Raw genomic sequence first — 25,598 nt, 5'->3', positions numbered from 1 at the left:
CCCACATGGCATTCCAGAAAGATTCCACATAATCCTCGCACTGCCCATTCCCGCGAACTTCCAATCCAATAGCCGAAGCGGTCCGTCCTTGATGAAACTGTTGGCAAACGGATCGTTGTGGCAGAATCCCCGAAAGCGGTCCGCTCAAGATTAGTGGAACGAAGAGTGCGCCCATGCATGAGCGAGATGGATCACGGCGAGCCGCGAATGCCGGTAGAACGTCGTCCTGCTCATGTGGTAATCGTCGGCGAGCTGGTTTTTGTTCCGTTCCTTTCGGAGATACGTGTCCCGCAGAATGCTCTGCTCCAGCGGCGTCAGAGGATGCGGCGGTTCCTCGGCCGTCAGCATCTCCCGCACCTTCTCCCGCACCGAAGCCCCGCCGATATTGAGCTTCCGAATCGCCGGAATTTGCGCCAATTTCGCGTTGTCGTACAGGTGTTGGAGAATTTGCTTCATCTGCTCTTCATCGATCGCAATCCCGGCAGGCCCCGGATCAAACCCGAACTTCCCTTCCCGCGCCCCCGGTCCGGTTTCTCGGATCAAGCTCTGCACCCATTCTTCGAACTTCATCTGCCGGAAATCCAATACCCAAATCGTGATGGCGCGTTTTCCGGCATCCGCCGATGCGACCCGCCCGCATTCCCGGAATCCCATCACGAGCAGCAAAGCGTTCAATTGCGGGTCCGCCGAAGCCATTATCGCCCGCAGTCCGCCCGTCATATGGATCAGCCACTGCTGCAGGAGCAAAGCGCCTAATTCTTCCGCCCGGTAAAGAGTTTGGTTCACGTCCACCGCGGCCAACAGCATGAAAAACGTGTCCGCCGCCTCTGGCGGCACCGAGCGCAGCTGTGTCCCTTCTTCGCCCAAGACGGCCAACCATTCGGGCACATACCGCTCGAGCAATGGCACGGTCGAAGCGTGCAGCGGCAATGCCGCGTTGAATGCCAGCGGCGTCCCGCCGTCATCGCGGACGACGAAGATGCCTTCGGGACAATTCCAGGCGATATCTTCCAGCAGATCATGATCGTCCTCTCTCCGTACCAGCTCCGATTGCCAATCGGATTGGGCGAGCGAAACCGAGAGAAAACGATGAAGGCTCGGCAGATCCTCCGGCTGATAAGGCTTGTGCTCACCCGACTTCAGAGTGGAGGAGAAGTCGGCATACGCGTGGGCGGCGGGCAGAAATTCCCGGTAAATCTCCAGCACGTGAGCCGCAATCCGCATTTGCATCCGCCGGTCGACCGCATGAAACCGTTCGGCCAGCAGTTGGAAAATGCGGTGGCGGAGAGCCTGAAACTTGTCCGGGTCCCGGCGGGCAAAATCTTCCCGCAGCAAGCGAGACACGACGTGATGCAATTCGAAACCTTGCGAAACCGCGCGAACGAACGATAATTTTCCGAGTTCATGATAACCTGACGAGTCGATTGGGGTGTCCAGAAAAAAGTTCAGCACCGATTGGTCAGCCGCCGGGAGGAGCGACAGGATCGTCAGCGCTTCATATAAAATCGGAGACGCCGCTTCTCTCAAAATTTCGGCGCTTAACATGGCGGGAATGTGCAGCAGACTGCGTTCGTCCTCTACGTCTTGCCGCGAACGAAGCAAATCCACCGTCAAGGCGAGCAGCAAAGGGTGCCCGTCCGTTTTCCGGGCGATATCCCTTTGCACCTCGGGCGCCAGACCGCTTCCGCGCAAGTACTCATGCACCTGTTCTCTTGTGAAAAGGTTCAACGGAAACGACAGAATGCGGCCGCTCCAATAAGGATTCGTGCGCCATTTGACGGGAAGCCCGCTTCGGGAGGCGATCGCGATCAGCACGCCGGCAGCCGGAAGATGGGGCAGAAAACGGGACAGCAGCCAGCTTTCGATCCGGTCCAGCCGTTCGCAATTATCCATTACGAGAACCGAGCGTTGCCCGGACACCTCCGACAGGATGAAGGGCAGGAGAGGAGTTTCCGGCTTTCTGATCCTGCCGTACTCGCTCTCCAAGCTCATTTCCAGACTCGACAGGAATGCGCCGGACGTCGCCATTTCCCCCTGTCCGTCCAACCACAGCGTAAGCGCGCCGGATTGCCGGCACCGATCGGCGATCTCGGTAAGCAGCGTCGTTTTTCCGATGCCCCCGATGCCCGATATCGAATAAAGCAGCGTTCCCGCGTCCGGATCGTCGAGCCATTCGTCCAAAGCTTGCATCTCGCGCTCGAAGCCGATTACGCGCCGAGGGAAAACGTTGCTGCCTGCTTCAAATGTGGAGTCCATGGAAGCACTCTACTTTCTGCTGAAGAAGTTGAAACAAAAATGAAACATAGGACGGTTTAACCTTATTTTATAATATCTACCGTACCCGAGGCACCCTATCTATCGAACCAAAATGCAGAGAGGACTTCCGCCATGAGACGATTTTCTTCCTTTCTATCCCGGATACTGATTGCAGTCCTGCTTGTACCGTCGGGCTTCGCGCTGCCCGCCGCCATGGCCGCTCCGGATCCGGCCCCTCCCGTCGTGAACGATTGGGTCGAAGTTTCGACCGTGGAGCAATTGGTTTATATGGATACGCATCAAGACGACTACGTTGCCCGCAAGATCCGGCTGATGAACGATATCGCCTTGCCGTCCGATTACGAATGGATCCCTCTCGGAGGCAACGGCCATGCGAACTTCAGTGGCATATTCGACGGACAAGGTTACACCGTCACCGGGGTCAAGATCAGGAACGAATCCGACCACGTCGGTTTTTTCGGGGCCGTCTCCGGTTCAGTCGAAAATCTGGGCGTGGAAGTCGATTTGATAGGCGGCGCCGATACGGGCGGATTGATCGGCGTGTTAGACGGGGGGCACGTCGAGCGTTCGCGTTCTTCGGGAAGCGTAAAGGGAGGCAACGGCTTGACCACCGGCACCACTGGCGGACTGGTCGGACAAGCGGTCGATTCCACGATTTCCCGCTCCTATTCGACGGCATCCGTGACCGGCGGCTCCGCCTACAACGTGTATGCCGGGGGGTTGATCGGAGCGCAAGGCGCGGGGACGATCATCGAATCCTATGCAACAGGGAGCGTGACCAACCTAACGCCCCCCAGCGGCTCCTATATCCGTTCCGGGGCGTTCGCGGCATGGATCATATACGGAACGATCGAAAACAGCTATGCGACCGGGGAAGTCACGTTATCTGCAGACGGCTCATACTCGATGAGCAGCGGTTTCATTGGCGAAATGGCCGCAGACACTGCCGTTCTTGCTTCCTTCTTCGACAACGTTACGACCGGTCAATCAACGGGCGTCGCCTCCAATCCTTTCAACCGTACGGCCGAAGTTACGGGCCGATCTTCCGATCTTATGAAACAGCAGTCGACCTATTCGAACTGGAACTTCACCGATACTTGGACGATCGATCCGAACGTAAATAGCGGCTACCCTTACTTGCGTCCGGAAATCTTGTCGACCGAGCTTCCGCGCGCGGACAAGGATGTTCCTTATTCCGTGCGTCTTACGGCGTTTGACGGGGCGGAGCGCGGCTTGACTTGGAGCGCTTCCGGGCTTCCCGCCGGCCTAAGCCTCAGCAGCTCCGGCGTGCTTCAGGGCACGCCTGGCGAGTCCGGCACGTTCAGCGTGGAGATTACGGCGGCGGATGCCGGTTCGGCGACCGCCATGACGACGCTGATGCTGACCGTGGACGGACCGGCGCCCGATTTGGCGGTTTTGAGCGTTAGCCCGGGCAGTGTGCTCGGGTCCACGAAAGCGACGGCGGAACCCGGCGGTCCGGATCATTCCTTTGCCTATACGCTGACCGAAACGGAAGTCCTACGGCCGCAGATGGCCGCCGAGCTTCCGGACAATGCGGTTCCCTATACGTTAGGCACGGATATTCCGAATGTGAACGCAGGTCAATATCTTTCCGTATATGAAACGGATGCGAACGGCCTCATCCGAGCATGGAGCACGGTGCTGCTTGAGGCGTCCCACATCCGATCCGCGGTTCCGCCCACTGCCGGAACGGTCACGGGAACCGTATACGGCGTCGGGAATTCCCGTCTCCCGGGCGTAACGGTGACGGTGTACGGCGTCGCCGCCGCGACCGACAGCCAAGGGACGTTCACCCTGACGGACATTGCGGCGGGCGTTCGGACCCTCACGGCTTCGGCGCCAGGGTACAAAACGTTCAGCACGACCGTTAACGTCATCGCGGGGGGCAGCGTCGACGCAGGCAGTATCCGGCTGGAAGCCGCCGAGCCGGATCGCGACCCTGTCCGTAATGAATCGTCAAGCCCGGCGCCCGATCCGTCTTCGAAGATGACCGTGCGCATCAACGGCAAAGACGTCGTGTTTCCTATCGTAAGAGAGAAGGAAAGCGACGGCCGTTCCGTCATCCGGCTCCGCTTGGACGCCGGTATCCTAAGTTCCATTTTCGACTCGGACAGCGAAGAAGCGGTCATCGATATTCCGAATACGGAGGCGGATCCGATCGTCAAAGTCGATCTGCCCCTTGCGGCGATGCAGGGATTATTCAAATCGCGGACCGACGCGGTCGTTCGGATACGGGTCAGCCGGGCTGGCTACGCGCTTCCGCTGAGCTTGTGGAAGTCGGCTCCGAGCGGTACGACGGCCACCGTCGCCATCTCGGAAGCGTCGCCTGCCTTCATCGGCGAACTGAACGGCGATTTGACGGATCAAGGCTATCGGATGCTGACTGTGCCGATGGACTTCTCCCTATATGTCGACGGTAAGGAGTGGACGTACTTCGGGACTCTTTACACGGAGCGGACCATCGTCTTGGATGAAGCGGCTAGTCCCGGCGTCTCTACCGTCGTTTGGGTGGATTCCGAAAACGGGCTGCACTTCGTTCCCGCAGTCTTCAAGACGGAGAACGGAGCCGCCTGGGCCGTCTTCTACGCCCCGCACAATAGTCTGTACACGGCGGTTCAAACCGGCAGCGCATTCGCGGATTTGAAGGGGCACTGGGCGAGAGACGACATCGAGACCCTCGCGAACAAGCTCGTCGTCCGCGGAGTCTCTGAGAAGGTCTTCGATCCGGACGGCCGGGTCACTCGCGCCGAATTCGCTGCGATGCTCGTTCGCGCGCTCGGACTTTCCGACAAACGCGGCGAACCGCTATATTCGGATGTCCGATCGGACGATTGGTATGCCGGGTCGGTGGGGGCGGCGCGCGAAGCGGAATTGATCTTCGGGTATGAAGACGGTACGTTCCGTCCGAACGCGCCCGTCACGCGCGAGCAGATTGCGGCCATGATCGCCCGGGCGATCGGGTTCGCCGGAGGGACGTTGCCGCAAGCGGACGCTTCCGCGCTGGAGCGCTTTTCCGACAGCTCCGCGACGGCCGGCTGGGCCTGGGATTCGGCGAGCCGGCTCGTAGCCGCGCACATCCTTGCAGGCGTGTCTCCGGCGGATTTCGCCCCTAGGGCGTTCTCCACGCGCGCCCAAAGCGCCGTGATATTGAAACGGATGCTGACGTATGTAAAGTTCATCGATTGACGCAAAATGCATGTACCGGGAGTGGTCACATTCAAGGTGAATGATTAAGCAGGAGGTCTCCTAGAAAGAGGTCTCCTACTTTTTTTATGTGTTCAAAACTTGCCGTTACAGACAGCACGGTGAACCGTATCACAAGTAACGGCAAGTTTTAAGAAGACAGAAGGCCGGATTAGGAATTAATTCGTTCGAATGCGAAGGGCCGTCCCACATAGGACGGCCCAAAATTGCCACTAGAGATAACAAGGTATTTCAGTTGTTGAAGTAGTGGCCCTGTTCAAGGTCCGCGATCAGAGAAGGGTACACCGGCTGCCATCCTAAACGTTCCTTAGTCAGTGCGCTCGAGGTAGGATTATCGGTGGAAGCGGCGAAGGAGAGCCACCCGAAGTGAGCGTCTGCCTCTTCACGGGTTATGCTGCGCACCGGCAGGTTTAGTTGACGGCCGATGACGCCGGCAATATCCCGGAAGGGCACTCCTTCGTCGGCGACCCCGTGATAGATGGCTCCCGTGTCGCCCTTCTCGAGCACCAGTCTGAAGAGACGTGCCGCATCCAACCGATGTACTGCCGGCCACCGGTTGCGTCCATCCCCCACATATGCCGAAAACCCTTTTTGGCGCGCGATCCCGATGAGGGTCGGTACGAAGCCCTGCTCGCCCTCACCATGGACGGACGGTGCGAGACGGACGATCGATGACCGCACACCGTGGCCAGCCAGTACAAGCGCCGCCTCCTCGGAGCGTCGAGGCGTAGACTGCGTCGACGCCTGCTCTTCCGTCCCGAGGATTCCCGGCATGAGCATTAACGTGCCCGAGGTGGCCACGAACGGTTTCCCGGTGCCCTTGAGCGCCGCTCCCATTGCCTCGATTGCCAGGCTGTCGGCGGCTGCGGCTGCCTCAAAATTGGAGAAGTCATGTTTGAAGGCCAAGTGAATGACGCCGTCCGCCAACCCCGCGCCTTCTCGCAGGCTGTCAAGGTCATCGAGGTCGCCGTGGTGTACGTCGGCGCCGGCTTCCGCTAACGCAGCGGCGGACTTATCAGAGCGTGCGAGTCCAACTACCCGATGCCCAGCATCGAGAAGTTCGCGTACGACGGCAGAACCGATGAAACCCGTTGCACCAGTTACAAATACACGCATCGTATCCATCCTTTCACCTCAGTGGCATGATTAGGTACAGGAGAGATTATACAGCAGGCAATCAACAAAGTAAACTAATTTAACTGAAATAGTAAAGTTAATAAAATTCGTTAATGAAAATTGTGAAAACATCGGTCTTGCTATACTATTGTGGAGTAAGCAGCAAAGGAGGCTTAAGTCGTGAGGAAACCGATGAGCGCCAATCACTACTTGAACAAAATTAAGCCGATCGTTCGAAAAACGAAGTTCAGCCAATTGAGAATAGACGATATCGCAAAATATATGGATATTAGTAAAGTGACGCTATATAAACATTTTTCATCCAAAGATGATATCATCGAACAGGTTGTCGAATATGAAATTCAGTACTTGCAGCAGGCTGATCTCGTTGTAAATGACGATTCCCTCTCTTATGTAGATCGCTTCCAAAAAACATTTCTGCAGTCGCTGCTGTGCGTTGTTTATTTATCCGACCTGTTCCTGCAAGATCTCAAGGAATTCTATCCGACGCTTTATGATAAGCTCGTCATGGCCCAACAAAATCGAAATAAGAATTTACAGGCTTTTTTTGAAACCGGGATGGACCGGAAGGTTTTCAACAGAATGAATCCTGTGCTGCCCTTGATTCAAGACGACGCCACACTGCGGCGCTTCATGGAACCGACTTTCAGTATTCAATGGTATGATCTCACGTTGAAACAAGCAATAATCGAATATTATAGGATGAAACAATATCAAATGATTAGGCCGGAACATCTGGATACGATTGACGACTCCAATTTTGAGAGTCAGGTAGCGGAAATTTTACTAACAATTTCGTAGCCGCAAGCGGAGAAAATCGGGGAAACCTCAATTGGATTTTGCACTACCTTGCCAGCATAGAAAAATAATCCGAAAGGCCATCCGTGTGTGAGATGCTCCCCCTAGGCTAAAAGCCGGTGAGAACATATAAAAGCCGCCCACATCCTATGGCGGCTTACGATGGCACTATGGTTCGTCATTGTCGGTCGTGTTCCCGCCGCCCTCTTTCTCCAATTCATTTTCACCCGTATTTATGATCTAGTTAAATTATGATTCGCCTTTGTAAGCTTTTTCGAGTTCGCTTATATTCAGTTTACCCTCCATACTAAGCATAGCAGCGCTAACCCGATCGGCTTTAACAGGGTCTGGATCCCGCATCATAATGTCTAGGCTTTCCGGCATAATCTGCCATGTCAATCCATATTTGTCCTTGAGCCAGCCGCATGACAAGACTTCGCCGCCTTCGGATAGCGCTTCCCAAAGAAGATCAATTTCTTCCTGAGTTTTGCAGTTTACCGCTATTGAGATAGCCTCACTAAAAGTATACATCGGGCCGCCATTTAGCGCGGTAAAGTTTTGGCCATTCAGTTCAAAGTCTATTGTTGATACATCTCCGGGTTTCTTTCCGGCTGCTTTGGCCACTGACTCTGTGAGATACGATGTGTTTATTATTTTTGCATTTTCAAACAGCGAAACATAAAGATCTACCGCTTCCTTTGCCTGGTCGTTAACCAAAGAAAAGTGACTATTTTTCTCATACGAACCTCCTTAGTTAGATTGGTAATTACTACAATAATGATAGTAATAGATTCAGTTTATCATAGTGAATTTGATAATCGAAGTCATATATGCTAATTTTTGCTATGCTATTTATCATGAAGCGAGCAGATAACGAAACACAATGTCCCTTGAAGGGGGATGCGTTCATGAATCCGAACGTCAGCTCTTCCATGCTGACTTACCATAAAAGTATCTTGGATGGTGTGGAAATCAAACGGTGCCGGCAAACCTATCAAAGCTACAAGCCGCACGTGCACAACGAATTGTCCATCGGCTATATTGAGGAAGGCTCCACGCATGTGGATTTCGAGAGAGAAACCATTCCTTTTAGGAAAGGCGACGGGATTGTCATCCCGCCGCTTACGAGTCATTGCTGCTCCCCGACAGACATTCGGCAGTGGCAGTTTGTGATGCTCTATATTGAACCCCGATATTACGAGGGCAGCGTGAGATTCGATCAAGTCATGAAGCTATACGGCGATCCCCTTCGGCAAGTAACGGACTTCATTCGGCTGCTGGAAACGGAAGAGGATAAAGATATTCTGGAAAGTCGATTGATTGAACTGTTGTTGGAGCTTGGGGAGCCCATAACGGGGGACACCCATCCAAACGATGAAGGCCATCAAGCGGAACGGATCATGGAAATACGGAATTGGCTGGTTAATCGGTTTCAAGAGAATTGGACGCTGGAGACGCTGGAGGATACCTTCGGTCTCAGCCGGTTTACCATCATCCGCCAGTTTAAACGGAGATTCCATACCACGCCAAGGGCGTTCCAACTGCAGTTAAAAGTCGCAACCTCCAAAAAGCTGCTTGCTGAAGGAGTTGAACCATTCGAGATCCTGGAGCAGGTCGGATTTTATGACCAGGCCCATTTTATAAGGGAATTCAAGAAGATGAACGGCGTCACGCCCATGGGTTATCTGCAAAGCCTATAGAAAGGGCATGTTTCGTCAATTTCATACAATACGGCCTCTTATGGATCGGATACGATGGGAGTATTCTGGAAGTAAGGGGTTTTTGAATGGATCGGTTGAGACTGACGCTTGTCATGGTCGTATGGGGAAGCATTGGGGTTTTTACGCGGCATATTGAGCTGTCCCCTTTTGTGCTGGCTTTCTTAAGGGCGGTGATCGCCCTGCCGGTATTGTTGATATTTATAAGAATGAGGCCGGCAGGCCAACGGATCTCGTTCCGCCAATCAAAGCCCTATCTGATTTCCGGCGCACTGCTCGGATTAGCTTGGGCCGCCCTCTTCTACGGGTTTCAAAATACGAATATCCCTACAGCGGTCATCATCTATAACATGTGCCCGGTGTATGTCATGCTGGCGGCCCCCTTCGTCCTTAAAGAACGACTGACCCGACTGCGGGTGGGCATCGTTGGAATCTCGTTAATCGGATTATGCCTGGTTGTAGGTACGGGGGGGTTCGGCCCTGCCGGATTTTCGTCTCAGGGGATGTGGGGCATGATTCTCAGCGGCGTGTCCGGCATGTTGTACGCGTCCATCGTGATCATCAATCGCAGAGCGGCCAATCAAGTGGATCATGCTCTCGCTACATTCCTCCAAATGGGCGCGGCTAGCATGGTGCTATTGCCGATCGTGCTGGCTGAAGGGGAATGGAGGCAGGTTCTGGCCGCGGATGGAACGGGGATCCTGTTGACATGCATCCTTGGGGTGGTCCATACTGGCCTGGCCTATAACCTGTATTTCTCAACCTTTCACCGTGCGTCATCCATCGAGATTGCCTCTTACGGCTATTTGGAGCCGGTGTTTGGCATCGCGTTCAGTGTCCTCTTGCTGGGAGAGACCTTAGCTATGACGCAGCTGATTGGTGGTTTGATGATCCTGGGATCTACCTATTTGGGGGAATGGATGCATTCGGTAAATCCTAACGCAAGCAAGAGCAAGCCGACTTCTTGATAAGCTGCGTGAATGGTTTAAGGTAGCTGGCATGCATACTAGACATCTGTTGCGTCAAAAGGCTAGTCTGGACGAGAGGCTGGCAGGATAGTTGGTCAAAGCAAGACAGGCAACACTCATGTACAGCATTACGCTTCAAGGGGGCAGTCCATGAACAAAACAGATCGTTTGTTGGCCATCGTGCTGGAGCTGCAAGGCAGGCAAGTGGTACGTGCCGAAGATTTGGCGGCACGATTCGAAACCAGCGTGAGGACCATCTATCGAGACATTCAGGCGCTCAGCGAAGCGGGCGTTCCGATTACAGGCATTGCAGGCACAGGGTATTCCTTAATGGAGGGATATTTTCTACCGCCGATCCGTTTTACGATAGAGGAAGCCGTGACCTTGCTTATCGGAACAGAATTTATCGAGCAACGATTCGATGATGATTATCGTGATAGAGCTATTGTTGCCAGGAGGAAAATCGAGGTCACTCTATCAGACAGCGTCCGCAGCGAGACCTCCCGTATACGCAAGTCGCTGCGATTGCTCGCTCCTCGCAAGCCGGCAGCTCTGTCAAACGAAAGGGAAAATTTCGATAAGATCCGCCGAGCGATATCAGATGGGCGAAAGATCAGCTTTCATTATTCGAAAAAATTGACGGATTCCACGGGGAGCCGCCATAGCGAACGCACCGCCGCTCCCTATGGCCTCGTACTCGTTGAAGCGTCTTGGATGCTTGTAGCCCGGTGCGATCTGCGTCAGGAAATCCGCCATTTCCGGTTGTCCCGAATGGCTGAACTGATCGAACTGGACGAACGATTCGAACTTCCGGAGCATTTTGACTTAAGGGAGTATACGCCTTTAGATGATCGCCGCTTGCGAGTATGCCTTCGATTTAACCGTGACATCGCGGATAGGGTGAAGGAATCGAACTATCATTACGTAGAGGATATGAAAGAGCATCAAGATGGATTGGATGCGGTCTTGCGCGTTCGTCAGATGGATGAATTGCTGCAATGGGTGCTTGGCTGGGGCGCGGATGTGATCGTGCTGGAACCCGAATCGTTCCGGAATCGGATTCGTGAGGAAGCCCGCAAAATTCTAGAACGCTACTGACATAACGTTGTCAGCAGCGTTTTTTTATAATCGGACATGTAAACGAAAAAGAGATAGCTATTAGGAAGGATGATCTCTTGTGAATTTCGCTTCCGTACGCATCATTACGGATGACGTGGATCGTCTCGTCGAGTTCTATGAGAAAGTCATGGGGGTTTCGGCGGAGCGACCCGCGCCCGTATTTGCCGAACTCGTCATGCCATCATGCACCCTTGCAATCGGCCACTCCCAGACGGCGCAGCTATTCGGCGCCGGTTCCGTTGTGGGCGCCAATAATCGCACTGTCATTATGGAGTTCCGGGTCGACGATGTCGAAGCCGAATACGTGCGCTTGAAGCCATTTGTGGATCATTGGGTAATGGAACCGACCATGATGCCGTGGGGGAACCGTTCTATGCTGTTCCGCGATCCCGACGGCAACCTTCTGAACCTCTTCCAGCCGGTGACCGAAGATGCGATTAAACGGTTTAGAGATAGGCCTTGACGGTTTGTTTGATGCAGAAAGAAAAGGTTAAATAAACCTCCATTAACACGGATGGTTTGCCCCGTAACCCACTGCGATTCTTCGCTCGCAAGAAAGAGGATCACGCCTGCAATGTCTTCGGTTTCCCCGAGTCGTCCGAATGCGTTCATGTTGGCAAGCCCTTGGATTTGTTCGGGTGTTTTGCCAACCGTGAAAAGTTCGGTATTCTTAGGGCCTAGCGCTACGGCGTTAATCGTGATGTTCCTCTTTCCAAGCTCCTTAGCCAATTGACGCGTGAATTGTTCGACGGCTCCCTTCGAGCCAGCGTACGTTTCCGCTATGTCAAAGGAGACCAATGGGTCAAGACGGCACGATGAAGAAGATGCAGCGGCAAAAGATTTTCATAGGAGTGATCCAACAAAGGAAAAACTCCCGGAAGAGACCTTCGACCATGCCCCCGGAATGACTCAGCTTTCGTAGTCGGCTAGCCCGAGGTAATGCAGCGAAAACAGGATTTCGAAGCCGTTCGCGGAATACATACCTTCAAATCCGAACAAAGTCCGAGGAGTATTCTTGTTGGCCACGGTCAGGGCCGCGTAGGCGGCGTCCGCCTCGAAGAAGCTCTGCAGGCGGGTCTTGCCGCTGCCGATCGCCTCGTAGTACTTGTAGACGAAGAAGTACGGATTGTCCCACTTCAAATGCTCCTTGTCCACCGCAACGAAGTCATTCCAGTCGTCGCCCGTCTCTCCTTCCGGCGCGGGGACAGGAAGCCACAGGTAATTGATGTCGCCCCTGCCGAACTGCGGGATCGTATGGGCAATGGGGTTGATCATTTTTCCTTTCGCTAAGCCGTCATGGACGATGTTATCCACGGCCAGGCCCGCAGCGGCGTCGAAGTTCCAGAGGAAGGCCGTATAGTAGTTCGCGTTCAGGCCGACGACGCTCTTGCGGTCGAAGAAATATTTCATATCGTCTTTTTTCAGGGAAGCCCCGTTCTTGTCGCCCCGGCTGCCCACCACAAGGTCCACGATTCCGGTCTTATTCTCCTTAGCCAAGTTCGCGGCGAAATCCTTATAGTAGATGCGCTGGTCGGTGTTCTTGAACAGATCGAATTCTTTATCCTCCTTCAGACGTTTCATGAAGAATGCGATGTCGTCCTGGGCTGTGTTCAGTCCTTTTTGAAACTCGACAGGGGCCGAAAGGGCAACGGTCGGAACGGATTTTCCCTCGATCTGTTTGCGGTAGGCGTCGTAATTGCCGATGTACTTGGCGATCTCGCCCTTCGTTAGCGGCAGGCGGGAGACGGGCCATTCCGGGATGACGCTGATCGGAAGATTCCGTTGAACGATGCCGTAGACGGAGATGTCCTTCAGGTACTTGCTGTCGTTATTGAAATTGGAATAGGGATAGTCGGATAGGAACTTCTCTTCCTTGTTCTCCTCGACTCCGTCCCAGCCGGATTTGCCGGGGAAGAACTTCATCTTGTGGGTGTAGGTGAAGGAAGGCACATCGCTGGCCAAGCCGAAAATCTGGATCCCGGCGACCCTTCCGCCGCGTTTCTTCTGGTCGGCTTTCAGGGCGTCGTAGAGCTTGGTCGCGTCCTTATACGCGATGGAGTCGAATATGACGTTCTGGGTGTTCTTGAACTTGTAGATGTACTGCTTGATCGCGGCGAGGTCTTTGCTGTCCACCCTTCCGCTATTGTATATGAAGTAATAGTTGCTTTTTTCCGGAGCTCCGCCACCGGCAGCGCTTGCGAAAGAACCAAACGGGATAACGGTAAGGACAATAAGAATGACGATGCATCTAACCCAATGGAATCTGCTTATCATGTAAGCCCTCCTAAATTATTCTTTTGTTATGTTACATCAATGAAGTGGCTGTTGTCTTCTACGGACCTCCTGCTGGCCGAATCGGCCGACGGCGTATGTTGACAAAACCAAAAACCCCCTATATAGTGTAGACATCTACACGAATAGAAGGAGAAATTTATGCCAAGCGTTTTCGACAAGTACCCCTATAGCCTATACATTAAGCTTATCGCGCAGCGGGTCCGGGAAATCATCGACCAGCTTCTGAAGGATCATGGCTTGAACAGCTCGCAAGCGATTCTCCTGTCGCATATTCATCAATCCATAGAGGAGCATATAGAAATCAACCGAAAGTTTCTTGAAAAAACGATGGCTCTAAGCGGTCCGTCTGTGACGAACTTATTGAACGGTTTGGAGAAATCCGGATTTATCACGCGCAGCAGCAACCCTGACGACGGACGCAACCTCCGTATCGATATAACGCCCAAAGCCAAACAATTCCTTAGCGAGAGGAGTGATGCCTTCTCGAAATCCGAAGAATTGATCACGCAAGGGATGTCTGATGCCGAAAAAGCCATGTTTGCTTCTTTGCTGACCCGTGCTTTCGAAAACGTCGAAAAACAGCTGCCGAAGTCATGAATTTGCCATGCATATTTTTTTAAACAAATATGTAGATGGCTACACAATTTTTATTCTAAAATCAGGAGGTTTTCATGATGATCGATCAACAAAACGGACTGGAGCTATCCAGAATCGGACTCGGCTGCGGCCATATGTCAAATGTCGATGAAGCCGTCAAAAGTGCTGGCATTGCCACCATTCATGCCGCTTTGGAGAGTGGAATCCATCATCTCAACACGGGGGACTTTTACGGTGCAGGCCGAAGCGAGATGGTCATCGCCGAAGCTCTCAAGGGGCGCAAAAGGGATGACTATTTTATATCGCTGAAGTTCGGGGCATTGAATGCGCTGGACGGCTCCTTATACGGACTGGATGTCTCTCCCCATCATGTTAAGAACTATCTTGCCTATTCGCTCAAACGCCTCAATCTTGACTACATCGATCTTTATCAGCCCGCAAGAATCGATCTGGGTATCCCCGTCGAAGAAACGGTCGGCGCCATTGCCGATCTGGTTAAGGCCGGCTATGTCAGGCAGATCGGAGTCAGCCAGGTCGACGCGGAGACGCTGAGAAGAGCGCATGCCACGCATCCGATCAGCTGGGTGGAAGTCGAATACTCGCTTTTTAACCGAAGCATCGAGAAAAATATTGTGCCGACTGCGAGGGAATTGGGTATCGGCGTTGTCGCTTTTGGGGCGCTGGCTCATGGTCTTCTAGCAGGCCAGTGGACAGACGAGCGAATCCAAAAGAGCAAAGGCGGCTACGTTCCGTTGTTTTTTGAAGAAAATATCGAAAAAAACGTTGCCTTGTCTCAAAAGCTGGGCGAGATCGCCGCAAATAAACAAATGACGTTATCCCAATTGGCGTTTGCATGGATGTTATCCAAAGGCGAAGACATCATACCGCTTATCGGTACCATCTCGCCGGCTCATCTTCAAGAAGCTTTACAGTCGCTTGATATTCAACTGACTGAAGATGACGTCAGAGAAATCGAAGACGCGATACCGGAACGGGAGATCGCCGGCGCTTCTTTCCCCAACATGCAATTTAGAAACGGGAAGGTTGTTCGCGTATAAACACGATACAAATGAAAGGATGTTGTTTGCCATGATTATCGTGACCGGAGCCAACGGGAAATTAGGGCGGGCCGTGGTAGAACAGCTGCTGAAGCGCGTACCTGCCGAGCAGATCGGCGTCAGCGTCCGCGATCCGAATCCAGCACGAGAGCTTCGGGAACGCGGAGTTCGTGTCCGTCGGGGCGACTTCGACGATGCCGAGAGTTTGCGCCATGCCTTTGAGGGGGCATCGCAGGTTCTCATCGTTTCGTCCGGCATCATGGGCGAGGCTGATATTCCGCATGGTATTCAGCGGCATCGAACCGCGATTGACACGGCAAAGAAAGCAGGGGTCAGCCAGGTGTTATACACCAGCCATATGGGCGCTTCCCCGACCTCTCGCTTCGCCCCCATGATTCACCATGCGGCTACCGAAAAACTGCTGGAAGCCTCGGGTATGGCCTTCACGTCGCTCCGTAATGGTTACTACACGGCATCGGCACTCATGATGATCGGCGAAGCATTAAAAACAGGGGAATTGATCGCGCCTGAGGACGGTCCGGTTGCCTGGACAGCCCACATCGATTTGGCCGAGGCTGCGGCGGCGATCATAAGCGAGCGGCAACTGCATGGCACGACCCCCAATCTTACGGGATCCGAGGCCATTGACATGGAAGGGATAGCGGCAATCGCTTCCGAGGTTTTGGGGCGGACCATCCGCCGGATCGTTGTGTCGGATGAAGAGTTTCGGGACCGCATGATGTCTCGGGGCGTGCCGGAAGCGAGCATCAATATGCGGATGGGGATGTTTCTGGCGAGCCGTCAGGGAGACTTCGCGCAAGTCGATCCTGCCCTTGCTCATTTGATCGGCCGGCCTCCGAAAAGTTTTAGGGAGGTCCTGAGAGAGTCGATTTCTCATTAATGTATTTTCAATTTTCGATTTTTTCCTCCCCCCGGGCAAATGAAAGGAAATGGCGAGGATTAGCAACCAAAAAAGGAGCTGCCGCGGCAAGCTCCTTTCGCATTTTTCGCCGTAATGATCGTTAAGCTGAACCGTATCGCAAGTTTGACCAGTCTAGATCCGTCCCAATAACCTCGATGATTTCTTCCACCATCCATTCCACCGAGCGGTTTTGAGGGTTCCGGCTCCACTGCAAAGCCGACCCGAATACCCCCCAACTTACGACGAGTGCCTTAGTTTCCACTTTATCGCGAGAAAAGCCCTGCGTATTCGCTTCCTGTAACCATTTAAGCAGGAGGCGATGAAGCTCCTTATGAATGGCGTTTTCGAATATGGCTTCGAACTGCTTGTCTCCTGGCGTACTGTACTGTCGGGCCTGCAACAGAAAATCGAAGACCGTATGAATAAGGATTCGCAAATTGTCCGCATGGAAGCTTGCATCTTCCGGTAGTCTGCCATTTACGAAAATTTTAAACTTCTCTGTCTTCCAATATTCAAGAAAATCATATTTATCCTGGAAATGCGCATAGAACGTTGTTCGATTTACGCCCGCCTGGGTTGCGATATCATGTACGGAAATGGAATAAAAGTTTCTCTTTTCCCCAACCAACTCGTTGAACGCCTGCACGAGCTGTTGACGTGTTCTTATTACCCGCGGGTCATCAAGATTGACTGGCATGGAGCCCCCTCTTTCCCTTGAAATCAAATAACGGACAAAAGAACTTATATGTAGGTAACACAACAAAAAGAGCTTTTTGCAGGTTGTTTGCACAACGCGATCCTTTTATCTTCTACCTATACGATTATGATTTCACAAACCCAATCGTATGGCAAGAAACCAAACGAAAGGATGCATGCAGTCATGATAGTGGTTACCGGAGCCAACGGAAATTTAGGAAGGAAGATCGTTGAGGAACTTCTCGGGCGTATTCCCGCGGAGGAAATTGGCGTGAGTGTCCGGGACGTGAGCAAGGCACAGGATCTACAAGAGCGCGGAGTTCGCGTTCGGCAAGGAAATTTCGACGATTCCGAAAGTCTCCTTCACGCCTTTGAACAAGCGTCGCAAGTGCTTATGGTCTCTTCCAACGCTTTGGAGGGAGAAGAGGCGGTTCGCCAGCATCAAACCGCCATTCAAATGGCAAAGAAAGCCGGGGTGGGCCGAGTGCTGTACACGAGCCATATGGGTTCATCTGCGACCTCTTATTTTCCCCCCATGCTCACCAATGCAGCTACGGAAGAGCTTCTGAAATCTTCAGGGATGGCCTTCACGTCGCTGCGATGCGGTTTTTTTGCCACTTCGGCGTTATTGATGATCGGCGATGCCTTGAAAACAGGGAAATTCATCGTCCCGGAAAGCGGTCCGATTGCCTGGACGACTCACTCGGACCTGGCTGCAGTTACAGCGGTTATCTTAACTGAAGGGAAACTCGACGGGATTACCCCTCCTCTTACGGCCTCTGAAGCAATTGACATGGAAGGGATCGCATCGATTGCTTCCGAAATCTTAGGCCAGCCGATTCGGCATATTGTTGTGTCCGATGAAGAATATCGGAAACGCTTGGCGGCTCATGGAATGCCGGAAGCGATCATCAACTTGCTCACGGGTATCTTTCAAGCAAGCCGGCAGGGAGATTTCTCGCAAATCGATCCCGCTTTGCAAAACCTAATCGGACGCCCTCCGATCAGCTTCCAAGATTTTTTAAAAGACTCGATTCTAAGGGCAAAATAAAATATGAGGCTTACAACCAAAGAGGCCAGCCGTTCAGGCGGCTGGCCGGTTTCCGGATCCATTTATTTTTTGACCACGGGAACCCAAAATTCGCCGTAGAAAGTGCCGTCACCGCTGTCTTTGCGATAAGTCGCATTGGGACCGCCGATGTAAGCATAGTCGGTGACTTGCGACAAAACTTCGCCGAAAGCGCGGTAAGTCAACAGATCAAACAATGCTTCCTTGTCGCCGGTTCCCGCGACCACAATGTACTCGCTCTCCGGAAACTCGATGATGCGCGTTGCGTCGGCCACCGATTTGCTGGCTTCTACCGCGAAATAATTCCACGGTCTGCCTTGATAAACCTCGTTGACGGACCACTCGCGATCGTCTTTCGCCGCCGCTTTGAGTTTATCGAAACGCCCGTCAGCCTTGAGTCCTCCCCAAAACGCCGCTTTCTCCTTTTGCAAAGCCGGCACGTCTTGGAAATTGGATTGAATCGAAAAACCATAAGCGGTCAATGTAAATGATTTTTTATGTTCAACCGTGTAATTTGCCATGGGGAGTGCTCCTTTGACCGGGATTAGCCTACTTTTTTTGCGCGAAGCCACATTTCGCCGTAGAATTTTCCGTCTTCGGTTGCTTTGACGAAGGTTGAGTTACCGGGCCCAACGTATTTGTAGTCCGTGATTTCTTGCAGCAGGCCGCCGAAAACTTTGCCCGTGATTTCGTCGGCAAGACGGTCTTTGTCAGCGCCCGTGCCAGGGACCACGAGGTAGTCCCCAGCGAGGAAGTCGAGAACGACCGCGCCTTCCACGTCGAACTCACCCATTACGCCGAAGCCGCGCCATGCCTTGCCGTCGATCACGTAGTTGATTTGATATTCTTGCCCGTCTGCGAGCGCGAGAAGTTCGGCAAGCTTGCCGTTTTCGGTGATTTCGGCTTTTTTCGCCGCGGTTTTCGCTGCATTGCCTGCCCAGTCGTTGTAGTCTTCAAGTGTAACACCGAAAGCCGTCATTTTGAAGTTTTCCGGGATTGCTTGGATGGAGTAGTTAGACATTTTGATCATCTCTCCTTAGAGGATTTGTTTTTACAAGATTGATCCTATTCGCTAAATGTATCAAAAAGCGATACCTTTTATCGTGTGCGGGTGATACATTTCTGATACAATAAAATCATGAAGAAGACGGAACGAGTGAACCTGATCATGCGCTTCATCAATAACCGCGCGCATTTTACGATTGCGGAGATTCAGCGGGAGTTCAAGATTTCCCGCGCGACGGCGATCCGCGACATTAACGAGATTCAGGCGATGGGTTTTCCGCTGACGACCGAGCTTGGGCGCGGGGGCGGCTACAATGTCCTGCAGAATCAGTATTTGTCCGCCGTCCGTTTCACGCCGGAAGAGCTGAAGGCGATATTTATCAGCTTTATCGCCTCGAAAAATTCGCAGCTGCCTTATTTGCAAAATCGCCGCTCCATCACGGAAAAACTCATCGGCATCGCGTCGCAAACCCAGCACGACGAGCTGATCGAGCTGAATCATCTCTTGCTTTTTGAAAATACGAATCCCGCGAATCCGAATCTTCTGGAACTCGATGATGCGGCGCCCGCGGAGTTGAACCAGTTGATTTCGCTTGCTGCGCGGGATAAGCACTTGCGCTTGACGTATGAGCCGAGTCCCGGCTGGCCGCAGTTGATGGACGTTTATTTGCTTCATATTTTGAACTCCAACGCGCGTTGGCTGGTCGAGGTTTATGATCTTGATATGGATCAGTTTCGTTATTTGCCCGTTGAGATGCTGCGGGATTCGGCCATTTCCGAGCGGAAGTTGAAGCGGACCGAGCAAGAGATTTTAAGCAAAAAACGGCTTGTCGCACGTGAGTCCAATCTGGTCGTAAAGCTCGATACGACTGGAATTCAGCGCTTTAAGCGCTTACACCCGCCAGGGATTGTTTTGTCCTTTACAGGCATGTTCCAGTCGAGCGGGATTTTCAATGTTCAACTGGACGTGGCCGATGTCGAGGCGCTGGAGTATTATGCGGATTGGCTTTTGTTTCTGGGCAAAGGGGTCGAGTTCGAACGGATTCCCGACGAGCTGCGCCTGATTTTGGAAGAGCGGTTAAAGGGAAGTGCCGACGCTTTAAAAAAATTCACGCTATAGCGAAATCAGCGAGGTATCTAACCGTTGGTCGATATTCGAACGGAATAGACTGTCAAGATTCCGAATACACGGGAGTTGTCATAAAATCGATGAGAATGCTAAATGAACATGCGGTTTCATCGGCGACCAAGAACGTTGAGGAATCGCTTGATGCAACAACAGCCCGGCTGGCAAGCTTGATCTATGCCCATACACCGCATGACGGCGTTTTTAGCCAGCGCATCTCCGGTTTGTATCTCAGTCGCTTCTCGCAAATAACCATGGACAGCGTGAAATCCTACTACTTGCCTTCTTTGTCAATCGTTGCACAGGGGGCAAAGAGCATCTCGATGGGGCAGGAGGTTTTTCCGTTCGGCAGGTCGCAAATGTTCGTGTTTCCCGTTGCCCTGCCTATCGCAATCAAGGCTACGCAGGCGAGCGATTCCGAACCCCTCCTCGGCTTTCGGCTGGAACTGAGCCCACAGAAGATTGCCGAGTTGGTCCTGAAAGTGTTTCCGAAAGGATTGCCTCCAGTTCGCCAACGGAGTGCGGGTTACGTTACTTGCGCCGACTTAGGCGTCGTTGACGCGGCGAAGAGGCTGATGGATTGTCTGTCCAATCCCGGCGATGGTGAATTGCTTGCCCCACTCGTGATGGATGAGATTTTAATACGAGTACTGCGCAGCCCGATCGGCGTTCACGTCGCTGAAATGGGTATTACGGATTCCGGCGTGCAACGTGTTGCGAAGGCGATTGCTTGGCTCCGCGAGAACTACTCCCATCAGATGAAGGTCTCGGAATTGGCAGAGCTGGTGCACATGAGCGAGTCTTCGTTCCGCGAGCATTTCAAGTCCGTTACTTCGATGAGCCCGTTGCAATACCAAAAAGCGCTGCGCCTTCATGAAGCGAGACGTCTGATGGTCACCGGTTCAGTGGATGCGACTACTGCATGCCGGTTAGTGGGGTATGTTAGCGCCTCTCAATTTAACCGGGATTACAGCCGTTTTTTCGGAAGCCCGCCAAGGAGGGACGTCGCCAGATTACGTTGAAGAAACTTAGGTTTGGATCATACTGCAACCCGCTGCCATAAGGCTAGCGGGTTATATTTTTTTACCTTTCGGTGAATCAGGCAAGAAGGGAATCGGAACAGGCAAACATTGGAATGGAGCGCAATATACAATGAGTCTAGCCTTGAGGTCGGTGGTGATGATCATTGACATGCACCGCAGGTGTTCAATCGTTGTACGATTTAACGGCTTAAGGAGGAGTTCATGTTGCGCGTTTTTGTCACAGGAGCGTCCGGCTTCATCGGCTTCGCCATCGTGCGAGAACTGAAAGAAGCAGGGCACGAAGTACTTGGCCTTGCACGTTCGGATGAGGCCGCAGCCATGCTAGTCGCGGCGGGAGCCGCAGTTCACCGGGGCTCTCTAGATGATCTAGACAGCCTTAGACGCGGAGCCGCTGCCTCGGATGGCGTCATTCACACCGCCTTTATTCACGATTTCTCGAACATTGCGCCCTCCGGCGTGGCCGACAAGCTCGCGGTCGAGGTGCTTGGTACCGAGCTTGCGGAAACCGGCCGCCCCTTGGTCGTCACCTCCGTGATCGGACACCTCACGCCAGGCCGTCTTGGGACCGAAGAAGATGCTCCCGATCCTAACTCCGCAGTGACGCACCGCGCCGCTTCGGAAGCGGCAGCGCTTTCGTTGGCGCGGCATGGTGTGCGAGTGTCGGTGGTGCGGCTCCCGCACTCGGTGCATGGTGATGGCGATCGCTGGTTCGTTCCGGCCTTGATCCAACTCGCCCGCCGCACGGGTGTCTCGGCCTATGTGGGCGATGGCTCGAATCGCTGGCCTGCCGTGCACCGACTTGATGCCGCGCGTCTTTACCGGCTGGCGCTTGAGGCGGCACCAGTGGGTACCAAGCTGCATGCGATCGGCGACGAGGGCGTGCCGTTCCGCGATATCGCAGGCGTTATCGGCCGCCGCCTGGGCGTACCGACCAAGAGCATGGCGCCCGAGGAGGCAGCTGGTCACTTCGGTTGGTTGAAGCACTTTGTTTCGGTGGACCTTCCGGCATCAAGCGCTCTGACACGGGAAAGATTCGGATGGCGGCCTATGCAACCATCTCTCCTTGCTGACCTTGACCGGGAACAGTATTTCGCAACCAAATGATTTCGGCAGATCAGCTTTATGAAACATGTAAATCTCATTATTGAATGTTACTTTAACGGGATGAGGAGCGAAGTCTAATGACTGCACTAGATGGAAAAACGGTTATCATTACAGGAGCAAGCAGCGGAATCGGCGAAGCAACAGCCCGTGAGCTTGCACGCGGGGGGGCCAATGTGGTGATCGGGGCCAGGCGCGTGGAGAAACTTGATGCCCTGGCATCGGCCATCCGCAAGGAAGGCGGTTCAGTTGCCGTTCAACAACTTGACGTGACGGAACTCCCTCAGATGCAGACGATCGTCGAATTGGCGATGAACCGTTTCGGGCGTCTGGACGCTATCGTGAATAATGCCGGCGTAATGCCGCTATCGCCATTGGCAGCTTTGAAGATCGAAGAATGGAACCGGATGATCGACGTTAATATCCGCGGCGTTCTTCACGGCATTGCCGCCGGGCTTCCAGTCATGAAAGAACAGGGATTCGGGCAATTCGTCAATGTGGCCTCCATCGCAGCCTACTCGGTATCCCCGATGGCATCCGTATATAGCGCGACCAAGTACGCCGTGCGGGCCCTTACCGACGGATTGCGGCAAGAGGTTGCCGGACAAGGCATCCGCGTAACCCTTGTCTCGCCAGGCGTCACGGAGTCCGAGCTGGCCGATAGCATAACCGACAACGGAGCGAGAGAGCGTATGAAAGAATTCCGGCGCATTGCGCTTCCCGCTTCGGCCATCGCCCGCGCAATCGCTTATGCCATTGAGCAGCCGGCCAACGTCGATGTGAATGAATTGGTCGTCCGCCCGGTCATGTAGGTTCTAATTAACGAAAATACAAGCAGCCATCCTGATGCTGTATGGGCTGATCTGTACATTGCGGAAATCAGGACGTTTTTCTAACAGCCGCAGTAACAACGCAACGCAGCGCACTCATCATGGAGCATAAAGAAACTGCGCTCGCTAAGCTGGAAGAAGCCAAACGGCACGTTGCCCATTTGGAGGAAAAAACGGCCCTGTATCAGGCCATTCTTGAGCATCGCTCTCCAGACACGAATCCTCATTCATTTGGGTGAAGGGATTCAATATGTTTATTCTTTTGCTTTTCGAGATCATAAAATCGATAAGATCTATAATGTCGCCAATCCGGAAAAATTAAGACATCTATAGAATCGCTGCATAAAAGCGCGAAAGGATGTCAAAGAATGGGCCACCTCGCTAAGGGTGGCCCGTTATTTCATCATGCAACGTGGGGCCGGGTCGTGTTGATCGGAAACAATGAAGACCTTTCTAAAGGGAATCGGCATGCCCGGCATATTCGTTGGTGCCGACGCAAATCATCGTAGGCGAAAAGAGCCCGGACGGTATTCGCGATGCCGCAATCTTGACGCTGGGCGCCGGGAAGATCATGCGCAGCTTGATGGCGGAAGCCCAGTTCGACGACGGCTTCGCGCGAATATTCCGCGAGAGGTTCATCTCCTCCCGCAGGGAAACGCTCATCGCTCTGCTGCAGCGCGGCGCCGCAAGAGGCGAGCTGCCGAAGGACGCCGACCTGGAACTGCTCGCCGACCTCTGCTACGGGCCGATCTGGTACCGGCTGCTGAACGGCCACGCGCCGCTCGACGAGCCGTTCGTACAGGCCATTACGGCTCGTATTTTGCGCAACTGACGGATATGCCCGGCGCCCCAAACGATTTTGGTTTTTTGGGTGTTGACATTAAAAGGATGATCGAATATATTGGTTACATACCAACCGAATGTATGAAAGGAGGAGGCGAGTGGCAAGGAATAAATATCCTGAAGAAACGATCAACCAAATCCTAACCGTGGCGATTAACCTGTTCATTCAAAAAGGATACGAGCAGACTTCCATTCAGGATATCATCAACGAACTGGGCGGGCTGACAAAAGGGGCCATTTACCATCACTTCAAATCGAAGGAGGAAATCCTGCAGGCCGTCACCGACCATTTGTTCAAAGGCGTTGACGAAATGCTGTCCGGTGTCCGGGACGACAATGAGCTGAACGGACTGGAAAAGCTTCGCAAGATTTCCCGCGTCTCTCTCGACAATCCTGCCCAAGACGAACTGGCATCGGTGGCACCGAACCTCTTACGCAATCCGAAGATGCTGGCGGCACAGATCGAGAGCATCATCGATAAAGCCGTGCCCGTCTATATCCAGCCCATCGTCGAACAGGGTATACGAGACGGATCGATCCGAACCGACTATCCAAGGGAGCTTAGCGAAGTGTTGATGATTCTCACCAACATATGGCTAAACCCGGCGGTCATCCAAGCTTCGCCCGAGATGATGTTGCGCAAGTTAAGGTTTTTCGATGAAATATTGAAAGGCCTGGGGCTTGACCTGTTCGATGAACAAATGTTTCAACGATTCGAGGAATTGTTTCGATTGTCAGCTAGAGAAGTCAGCAAAGAAAACTAAACTGCCGAAAGGCAGCTTATTTTTAAGCCTATACATACCATCGGTTGGTATGAATAGGTGATCAGGGTTCGAACGCGTGATAGAAACATGATGATAAGGAGACGTGAATGTTATGAATCAGAAATTGACCATGACCACCCGCTCGTCGGAACGGCAAGTAGTGACAAACTTTAGCGCAAGCAACCTGGTGAAAAGCGACTTTGCAGGCGTTACGGCCCATAAAGGACAGTTTAAAGGCAGCGCGCTCTCCGGTTCCGACTTTTCGGGCGCGGATATGACCGGCAGTACGTTTAAGAACAGCGACGTACGCGAAGCCAATTTTGACGGCGCGAATCTGACGGACTGCAACCTGTCCGCGCTTGACCTGACGAATGCAAGCTTCAATAAGTCGATTCTTGTACGTACCGATTTCAGCAGCGCGAATCTTAACGGAGCCCAATTCACGGGCGTAAGGCTGACCGACGTCACGTTAACGACGACCGATCTTAAAACAACGGTATTTAAAGACTGTTTATTTGACGGGGTTGACTTCAAGTACTCCGATCTGAGCGGGCAGCGTTTCGACGGACAGACGTTTATCGGCGTGAAGTTTGACAGAGCGGCATTAATCAACGCTTCGTTCAAGGGCGCTGCGTTAAGAAACGTTTCTTTCCATCCGGGATTTACCTTTACCAAGAAGTACTACCGCATGATCAAGACGGTCTGTTTTGACGGCGCAACGATGGATAAACTGACATTCGCTCAACTCAAAGGCATGGAAGTCAATTTATCGAAAGTTACGGTTATATAAGGGAGGGAATCAAATGCAGAGCGAGAAAACCAAGATGATTCAAGTAAAAGGACTGCAAAAAACCTACAAGCAGCTTCAGGTGCTAAAAGGCGTAGATTTCGAGGTGGAAAAGGGCAGTATTTTCGCCCTCCTCGGCTCCAACGGCGCGGGCAAGACAACGACTGTCCGAATTCTCTCCACGCTGCTCAAGCATGACGGCGGAGTCGCCGCCGTGAAC

Annotated in this window: 25 protein-coding genes and 2 pseudogenes; 19 read left to right on the top strand and 8 right to left on the bottom strand. The window is 53.0% G+C overall.

Going from position 1 to position 25,598, the window contains the following annotated elements; all coding sequences use genetic code 11:
• Positions 1-150: 150 nt before the first annotated feature.
• Entirely contained in the window at positions 151-2,256 is a 2,106-nt protein-coding gene (locus tag PTZ19_RS17880; protein ID WP_276356449.1) for an ArpU family phage packaging/lysis transcriptional regulator, read from the bottom strand.
• A 132-nt stretch (positions 2,257-2,388) separates the two neighbouring features.
• Here PTZ19_RS17880 and PTZ19_RS17875 point away from each other — a divergent pair, with 132 nt between their 5' ends.
• Positions 2,389-5,484 (top strand): S-layer homology domain-containing protein, encoded by a 3,096-nt coding sequence (locus tag PTZ19_RS17875; RefSeq protein ID WP_276356448.1) that lies wholly within the window; start codon positions 2,389-2,391, stop codon positions 5,482-5,484.
• A 249-nt stretch (positions 5,485-5,733) separates the two neighbouring features.
• On the opposite strand, the gene PTZ19_RS17870 is transcribed toward PTZ19_RS17875, so the two are convergent.
• On the bottom strand, positions 5,734-6,618 hold the full coding sequence (locus PTZ19_RS17870) for an SDR family oxidoreductase (protein ID WP_276356552.1): 885 nt from the start codon (positions 6,616-6,618) through the stop codon (positions 5,734-5,736).
• 180 nt (positions 6,619-6,798) lie between these two features.
• On the opposite strand from PTZ19_RS17870, the gene PTZ19_RS17865 reads away from it, so the two are divergent.
• The gene (locus PTZ19_RS17865; RefSeq protein WP_276356447.1) at positions 6,799-7,440 is read left to right on the top strand and encodes a TetR/AcrR family transcriptional regulator; all 642 of its coding nucleotides are present in this window, start codon (positions 6,799-6,801) and stop codon (positions 7,438-7,440) included.
• A gap of 246 nt (positions 7,441-7,686) precedes the next feature.
• Here PTZ19_RS17865 and PTZ19_RS17860 read toward each other — a convergent pair whose 3' ends face one another.
• Positions 7,687-8,154, bottom strand: a complete 468-nt coding sequence (locus PTZ19_RS17860; protein ID WP_276356446.1) for a VOC family protein — start codon at positions 8,152-8,154, stop codon at positions 7,687-7,689.
• 191 nt (positions 8,155-8,345) lie between these two features.
• Between PTZ19_RS17860 and PTZ19_RS17855 the strand changes: the two genes are divergently transcribed.
• The 4 genes from PTZ19_RS17855 (at position 8,346) to PTZ19_RS17840 (ending at position 11,705) form a co-directional block, all read left to right on the top strand.
• Positions 8,346-9,137: an AraC family transcriptional regulator gene (locus tag PTZ19_RS17855; protein ID WP_276356445.1), complete on the top strand. Its 792-nt coding sequence runs from the start codon at positions 8,346-8,348 to the stop codon at positions 9,135-9,137.
• 86 nt (positions 9,138-9,223) lie between these two features.
• Positions 9,224-10,123, top strand: a complete 900-nt coding sequence (locus tag PTZ19_RS17850) for a DMT family transporter (RefSeq protein WP_276356444.1) — start codon at positions 9,224-9,226, stop codon at positions 10,121-10,123.
• Between the two features lie 150 nt (positions 10,124-10,273).
• Positions 10,274-11,221 carry a helix-turn-helix transcriptional regulator gene (locus tag PTZ19_RS17845; RefSeq protein WP_276356443.1) on the top strand — a complete coding sequence of 316 codons (948 nt, stop codon included), beginning with the start codon at positions 10,274-10,276 and terminating at the stop codon, positions 11,219-11,221.
• A gap of 79 nt (positions 11,222-11,300) precedes the next feature.
• Positions 11,301-11,705, top strand: a complete 405-nt coding sequence (locus tag PTZ19_RS17840; RefSeq protein ID WP_276356442.1) for a VOC family protein — start codon at positions 11,301-11,303, stop codon at positions 11,703-11,705.
• A 35-nt stretch (positions 11,706-11,740) separates the two neighbouring features.
• Here the strand turns inward: PTZ19_RS17840 and PTZ19_RS17835 are convergent.
• Together PTZ19_RS17835 and PTZ19_RS17830 are read right to left on the bottom strand one after the other, a co-directional pair.
• Positions 11,741-12,016 (bottom strand): annotated as a pseudogene (locus tag PTZ19_RS17835) (SDR family oxidoreductase); the annotation flags it as partial.
• A gap of 135 nt (positions 12,017-12,151) precedes the next feature.
• Positions 12,152-13,375: a hypothetical protein gene (locus tag PTZ19_RS17830; protein ID WP_276356441.1), complete on the bottom strand. Its 1,224-nt coding sequence runs from the start codon at positions 13,373-13,375 to the stop codon at positions 12,152-12,154.
• A gap of 300 nt (positions 13,376-13,675) precedes the next feature.
• Between PTZ19_RS17830 and PTZ19_RS17825 the strand changes: the two genes are divergently transcribed.
• The 3 genes from PTZ19_RS17825 to PTZ19_RS17815 all read left to right on the top strand — a co-directional run bounded on the left by PTZ19_RS17825 (position 13,676) and on the right by PTZ19_RS17815 (position 16,093).
• Entirely contained in the window at positions 13,676-14,134 is a 459-nt protein-coding gene (locus tag PTZ19_RS17825) for a MarR family winged helix-turn-helix transcriptional regulator (RefSeq protein ID WP_276356440.1), read from the top strand.
• A 77-nt stretch (positions 14,135-14,211) separates the two neighbouring features.
• Complete coding sequence (locus PTZ19_RS17820; protein WP_276356439.1) at positions 14,212-15,192, top strand: aldo/keto reductase; 981 nt, start codon at positions 14,212-14,214, stop codon at positions 15,190-15,192.
• Between the two features lie 31 nt (positions 15,193-15,223).
• Complete coding sequence (locus tag PTZ19_RS17815; RefSeq protein ID WP_276356438.1) at positions 15,224-16,093, top strand: SDR family oxidoreductase; 870 nt, start codon at positions 15,224-15,226, stop codon at positions 16,091-16,093.
• Between the two features lie 121 nt (positions 16,094-16,214).
• Here the strand turns inward: PTZ19_RS17815 and PTZ19_RS17810 are convergent, their stop codons facing one another.
• A complete protein-coding gene (locus PTZ19_RS17810) occupies positions 16,215-16,811 on the bottom strand; it encodes a TetR/AcrR family transcriptional regulator (protein WP_276356437.1) in 597 nt (198 codons plus the stop codon).
• A 183-nt stretch (positions 16,812-16,994) separates the two neighbouring features.
• Between PTZ19_RS17810 and PTZ19_RS17805 the strand changes: the two genes are divergently transcribed.
• On the top strand, positions 16,995-17,861 hold the full coding sequence (locus PTZ19_RS17805; protein ID WP_276356436.1) for an SDR family oxidoreductase: 867 nt from the start codon (positions 16,995-16,997) through the stop codon (positions 17,859-17,861).
• A gap of 62 nt (positions 17,862-17,923) precedes the next feature.
• On the opposite strand, the gene PTZ19_RS17800 is transcribed toward PTZ19_RS17805, so the two are convergent.
• Positions 17,924-18,400 (bottom strand): GyrI-like domain-containing protein, encoded by a 477-nt coding sequence (locus tag PTZ19_RS17800; RefSeq protein ID WP_276356435.1) that lies wholly within the window; start codon positions 18,398-18,400, stop codon positions 17,924-17,926.
• A gap of 23 nt (positions 18,401-18,423) precedes the next feature.
• A complete protein-coding gene (locus tag PTZ19_RS17795) occupies positions 18,424-18,900 on the bottom strand; it encodes a hypothetical protein (RefSeq protein ID WP_276356434.1) in 477 nt (158 codons plus the stop codon).
• 135 nt (positions 18,901-19,035) lie between these two features.
• Here PTZ19_RS17795 and PTZ19_RS17790 point away from each other — a divergent pair, with 135 nt between their 5' ends.
• The 9 genes and pseudogenes from PTZ19_RS17790 to PTZ19_RS17750 all read left to right on the top strand — a co-directional run.
• On the top strand, positions 19,036-20,004 hold the full coding sequence (locus PTZ19_RS17790; RefSeq protein ID WP_276356433.1) for a helix-turn-helix transcriptional regulator: 969 nt from the start codon (positions 19,036-19,038) through the stop codon (positions 20,002-20,004).
• 89 nt (positions 20,005-20,093) lie between these two features.
• On the top strand, positions 20,094-21,032 hold the full coding sequence (locus PTZ19_RS17785; protein WP_276356432.1) for an AraC family transcriptional regulator: 939 nt from the start codon (positions 20,094-20,096) through the stop codon (positions 21,030-21,032).
• Between the two features lie 225 nt (positions 21,033-21,257).
• The gene (locus PTZ19_RS17780) at positions 21,258-22,157 is read left to right on the top strand and encodes an SDR family oxidoreductase (protein ID WP_276356551.1); all 900 of its coding nucleotides are present in this window, start codon (positions 21,258-21,260) and stop codon (positions 22,155-22,157) included.
• Positions 22,158-22,234: 77 nt separating this feature from the next.
• Positions 22,235-22,966, top strand: coding sequence for an SDR family oxidoreductase (locus PTZ19_RS17775; RefSeq protein ID WP_276356431.1), 732 nt, complete (start codon positions 22,235-22,237; stop codon positions 22,964-22,966).
• Positions 22,967-23,067: 101 nt separating this feature from the next.
• A pseudogene (locus PTZ19_RS25455) lies at positions 23,068-23,223 on the top strand (MerR family transcriptional regulator); the annotation flags it as partial.
• A 248-nt stretch (positions 23,224-23,471) separates the two neighbouring features.
• A complete protein-coding gene (locus PTZ19_RS17765; protein WP_276356430.1) occupies positions 23,472-23,816 on the top strand; it encodes a TetR-like C-terminal domain-containing protein in 345 nt (114 codons plus the stop codon).
• Between the two features lie 109 nt (positions 23,817-23,925).
• A complete protein-coding gene (locus PTZ19_RS17760; RefSeq protein ID WP_276356429.1) occupies positions 23,926-24,591 on the top strand; it encodes a TetR/AcrR family transcriptional regulator in 666 nt (221 codons plus the stop codon).
• Positions 24,592-24,703: 112 nt separating this feature from the next.
• On the top strand, positions 24,704-25,381 hold the full coding sequence (locus PTZ19_RS17755; protein WP_276356428.1) for a pentapeptide repeat-containing protein: 678 nt from the start codon (positions 24,704-24,706) through the stop codon (positions 25,379-25,381).
• 13 nt (positions 25,382-25,394) lie between these two features.
• Positions 25,395-25,598 (top strand): ATP-binding cassette domain-containing protein (locus tag PTZ19_RS17750; protein ID WP_276356427.1); only part of this gene is annotated, 204 nt, incomplete at its 3' end.

This window comes from Cohnella caldifontis (genome assembly GCF_029360585.1).
Lineage (GTDB): Bacteria > Bacillota > Bacilli > Paenibacillales > Paenibacillaceae > Cohnella > Cohnella caldifontis.
This window is presented reverse-complemented; position numbering and strand designations above follow the sequence as displayed.

What these genes read in the sequence shown, in the direction of transcription:
- PTZ19_RS17880 (WP_276356449.1), bottom strand. Translation starts at nt 2,256, where the DNA reads ATGGACTCCACATTTGAAGCAGGCAGCAACGTTTTCCCTCGGCGCGTA.
- PTZ19_RS17805 (WP_276356436.1), top strand. Translation starts at nt 16,995, where the DNA reads ATGATAGTGGTTACCGGAGCCAACGGAAATTTAGGAAGGAAGATCGTT.
- PTZ19_RS17850 (WP_276356444.1), top strand. Translation starts at nt 9,224, where the DNA reads ATGGATCGGTTGAGACTGACGCTTGTCATGGTCGTATGGGGAAGCATT.
- PTZ19_RS17795 (WP_276356434.1), bottom strand. Translation starts at nt 18,900, where the DNA reads ATGTCTAACTACTCCATCCAAGCAATCCCGGAAAACTTCAAAATGACG.
- PTZ19_RS17875 (WP_276356448.1), top strand. Translation starts at nt 2,389, where the DNA reads ATGAGACGATTTTCTTCCTTTCTATCCCGGATACTGATTGCAGTCCTG.
- PTZ19_RS17845 (WP_276356443.1), top strand. Translation starts at nt 10,274, where the DNA reads ATGAACAAAACAGATCGTTTGTTGGCCATCGTGCTGGAGCTGCAAGGC.
- PTZ19_RS17755 (WP_276356428.1), top strand. Translation starts at nt 24,704, where the DNA reads ATGAATCAGAAATTGACCATGACCACCCGCTCGTCGGAACGGCAAGTA.
- PTZ19_RS17810 (WP_276356437.1), bottom strand. Translation starts at nt 16,811, where the DNA reads ATGCCAGTCAATCTTGATGACCCGCGGGTAATAAGAACACGTCAACAG.
- PTZ19_RS17855 (WP_276356445.1), top strand. Translation starts at nt 8,346, where the DNA reads ATGAATCCGAACGTCAGCTCTTCCATGCTGACTTACCATAAAAGTATC.
- PTZ19_RS17785 (WP_276356432.1), top strand. Translation starts at nt 20,094, where the DNA reads ATGAGAATGCTAAATGAACATGCGGTTTCATCGGCGACCAAGAACGTT.
- PTZ19_RS17800 (WP_276356435.1), bottom strand. Translation starts at nt 18,400, where the DNA reads ATGGCAAATTACACGGTTGAACATAAAAAATCATTTACATTGACCGCT.
- PTZ19_RS17820 (WP_276356439.1), top strand. Translation starts at nt 14,212, where the DNA reads ATGATCGATCAACAAAACGGACTGGAGCTATCCAGAATCGGACTCGGC.
- PTZ19_RS17775 (WP_276356431.1), top strand. Translation starts at nt 22,235, where the DNA reads ATGACTGCACTAGATGGAAAAACGGTTATCATTACAGGAGCAAGCAGC.
- PTZ19_RS17825 (WP_276356440.1), top strand. Translation starts at nt 13,676, where the DNA reads ATGCCAAGCGTTTTCGACAAGTACCCCTATAGCCTATACATTAAGCTT.
- PTZ19_RS17870 (WP_276356552.1), bottom strand. Translation starts at nt 6,618, where the DNA reads ATGCGTGTATTTGTAACTGGTGCAACGGGTTTCATCGGTTCTGCCGTC.
- PTZ19_RS17815 (WP_276356438.1), top strand. Translation starts at nt 15,224, where the DNA reads ATGATTATCGTGACCGGAGCCAACGGGAAATTAGGGCGGGCCGTGGTA.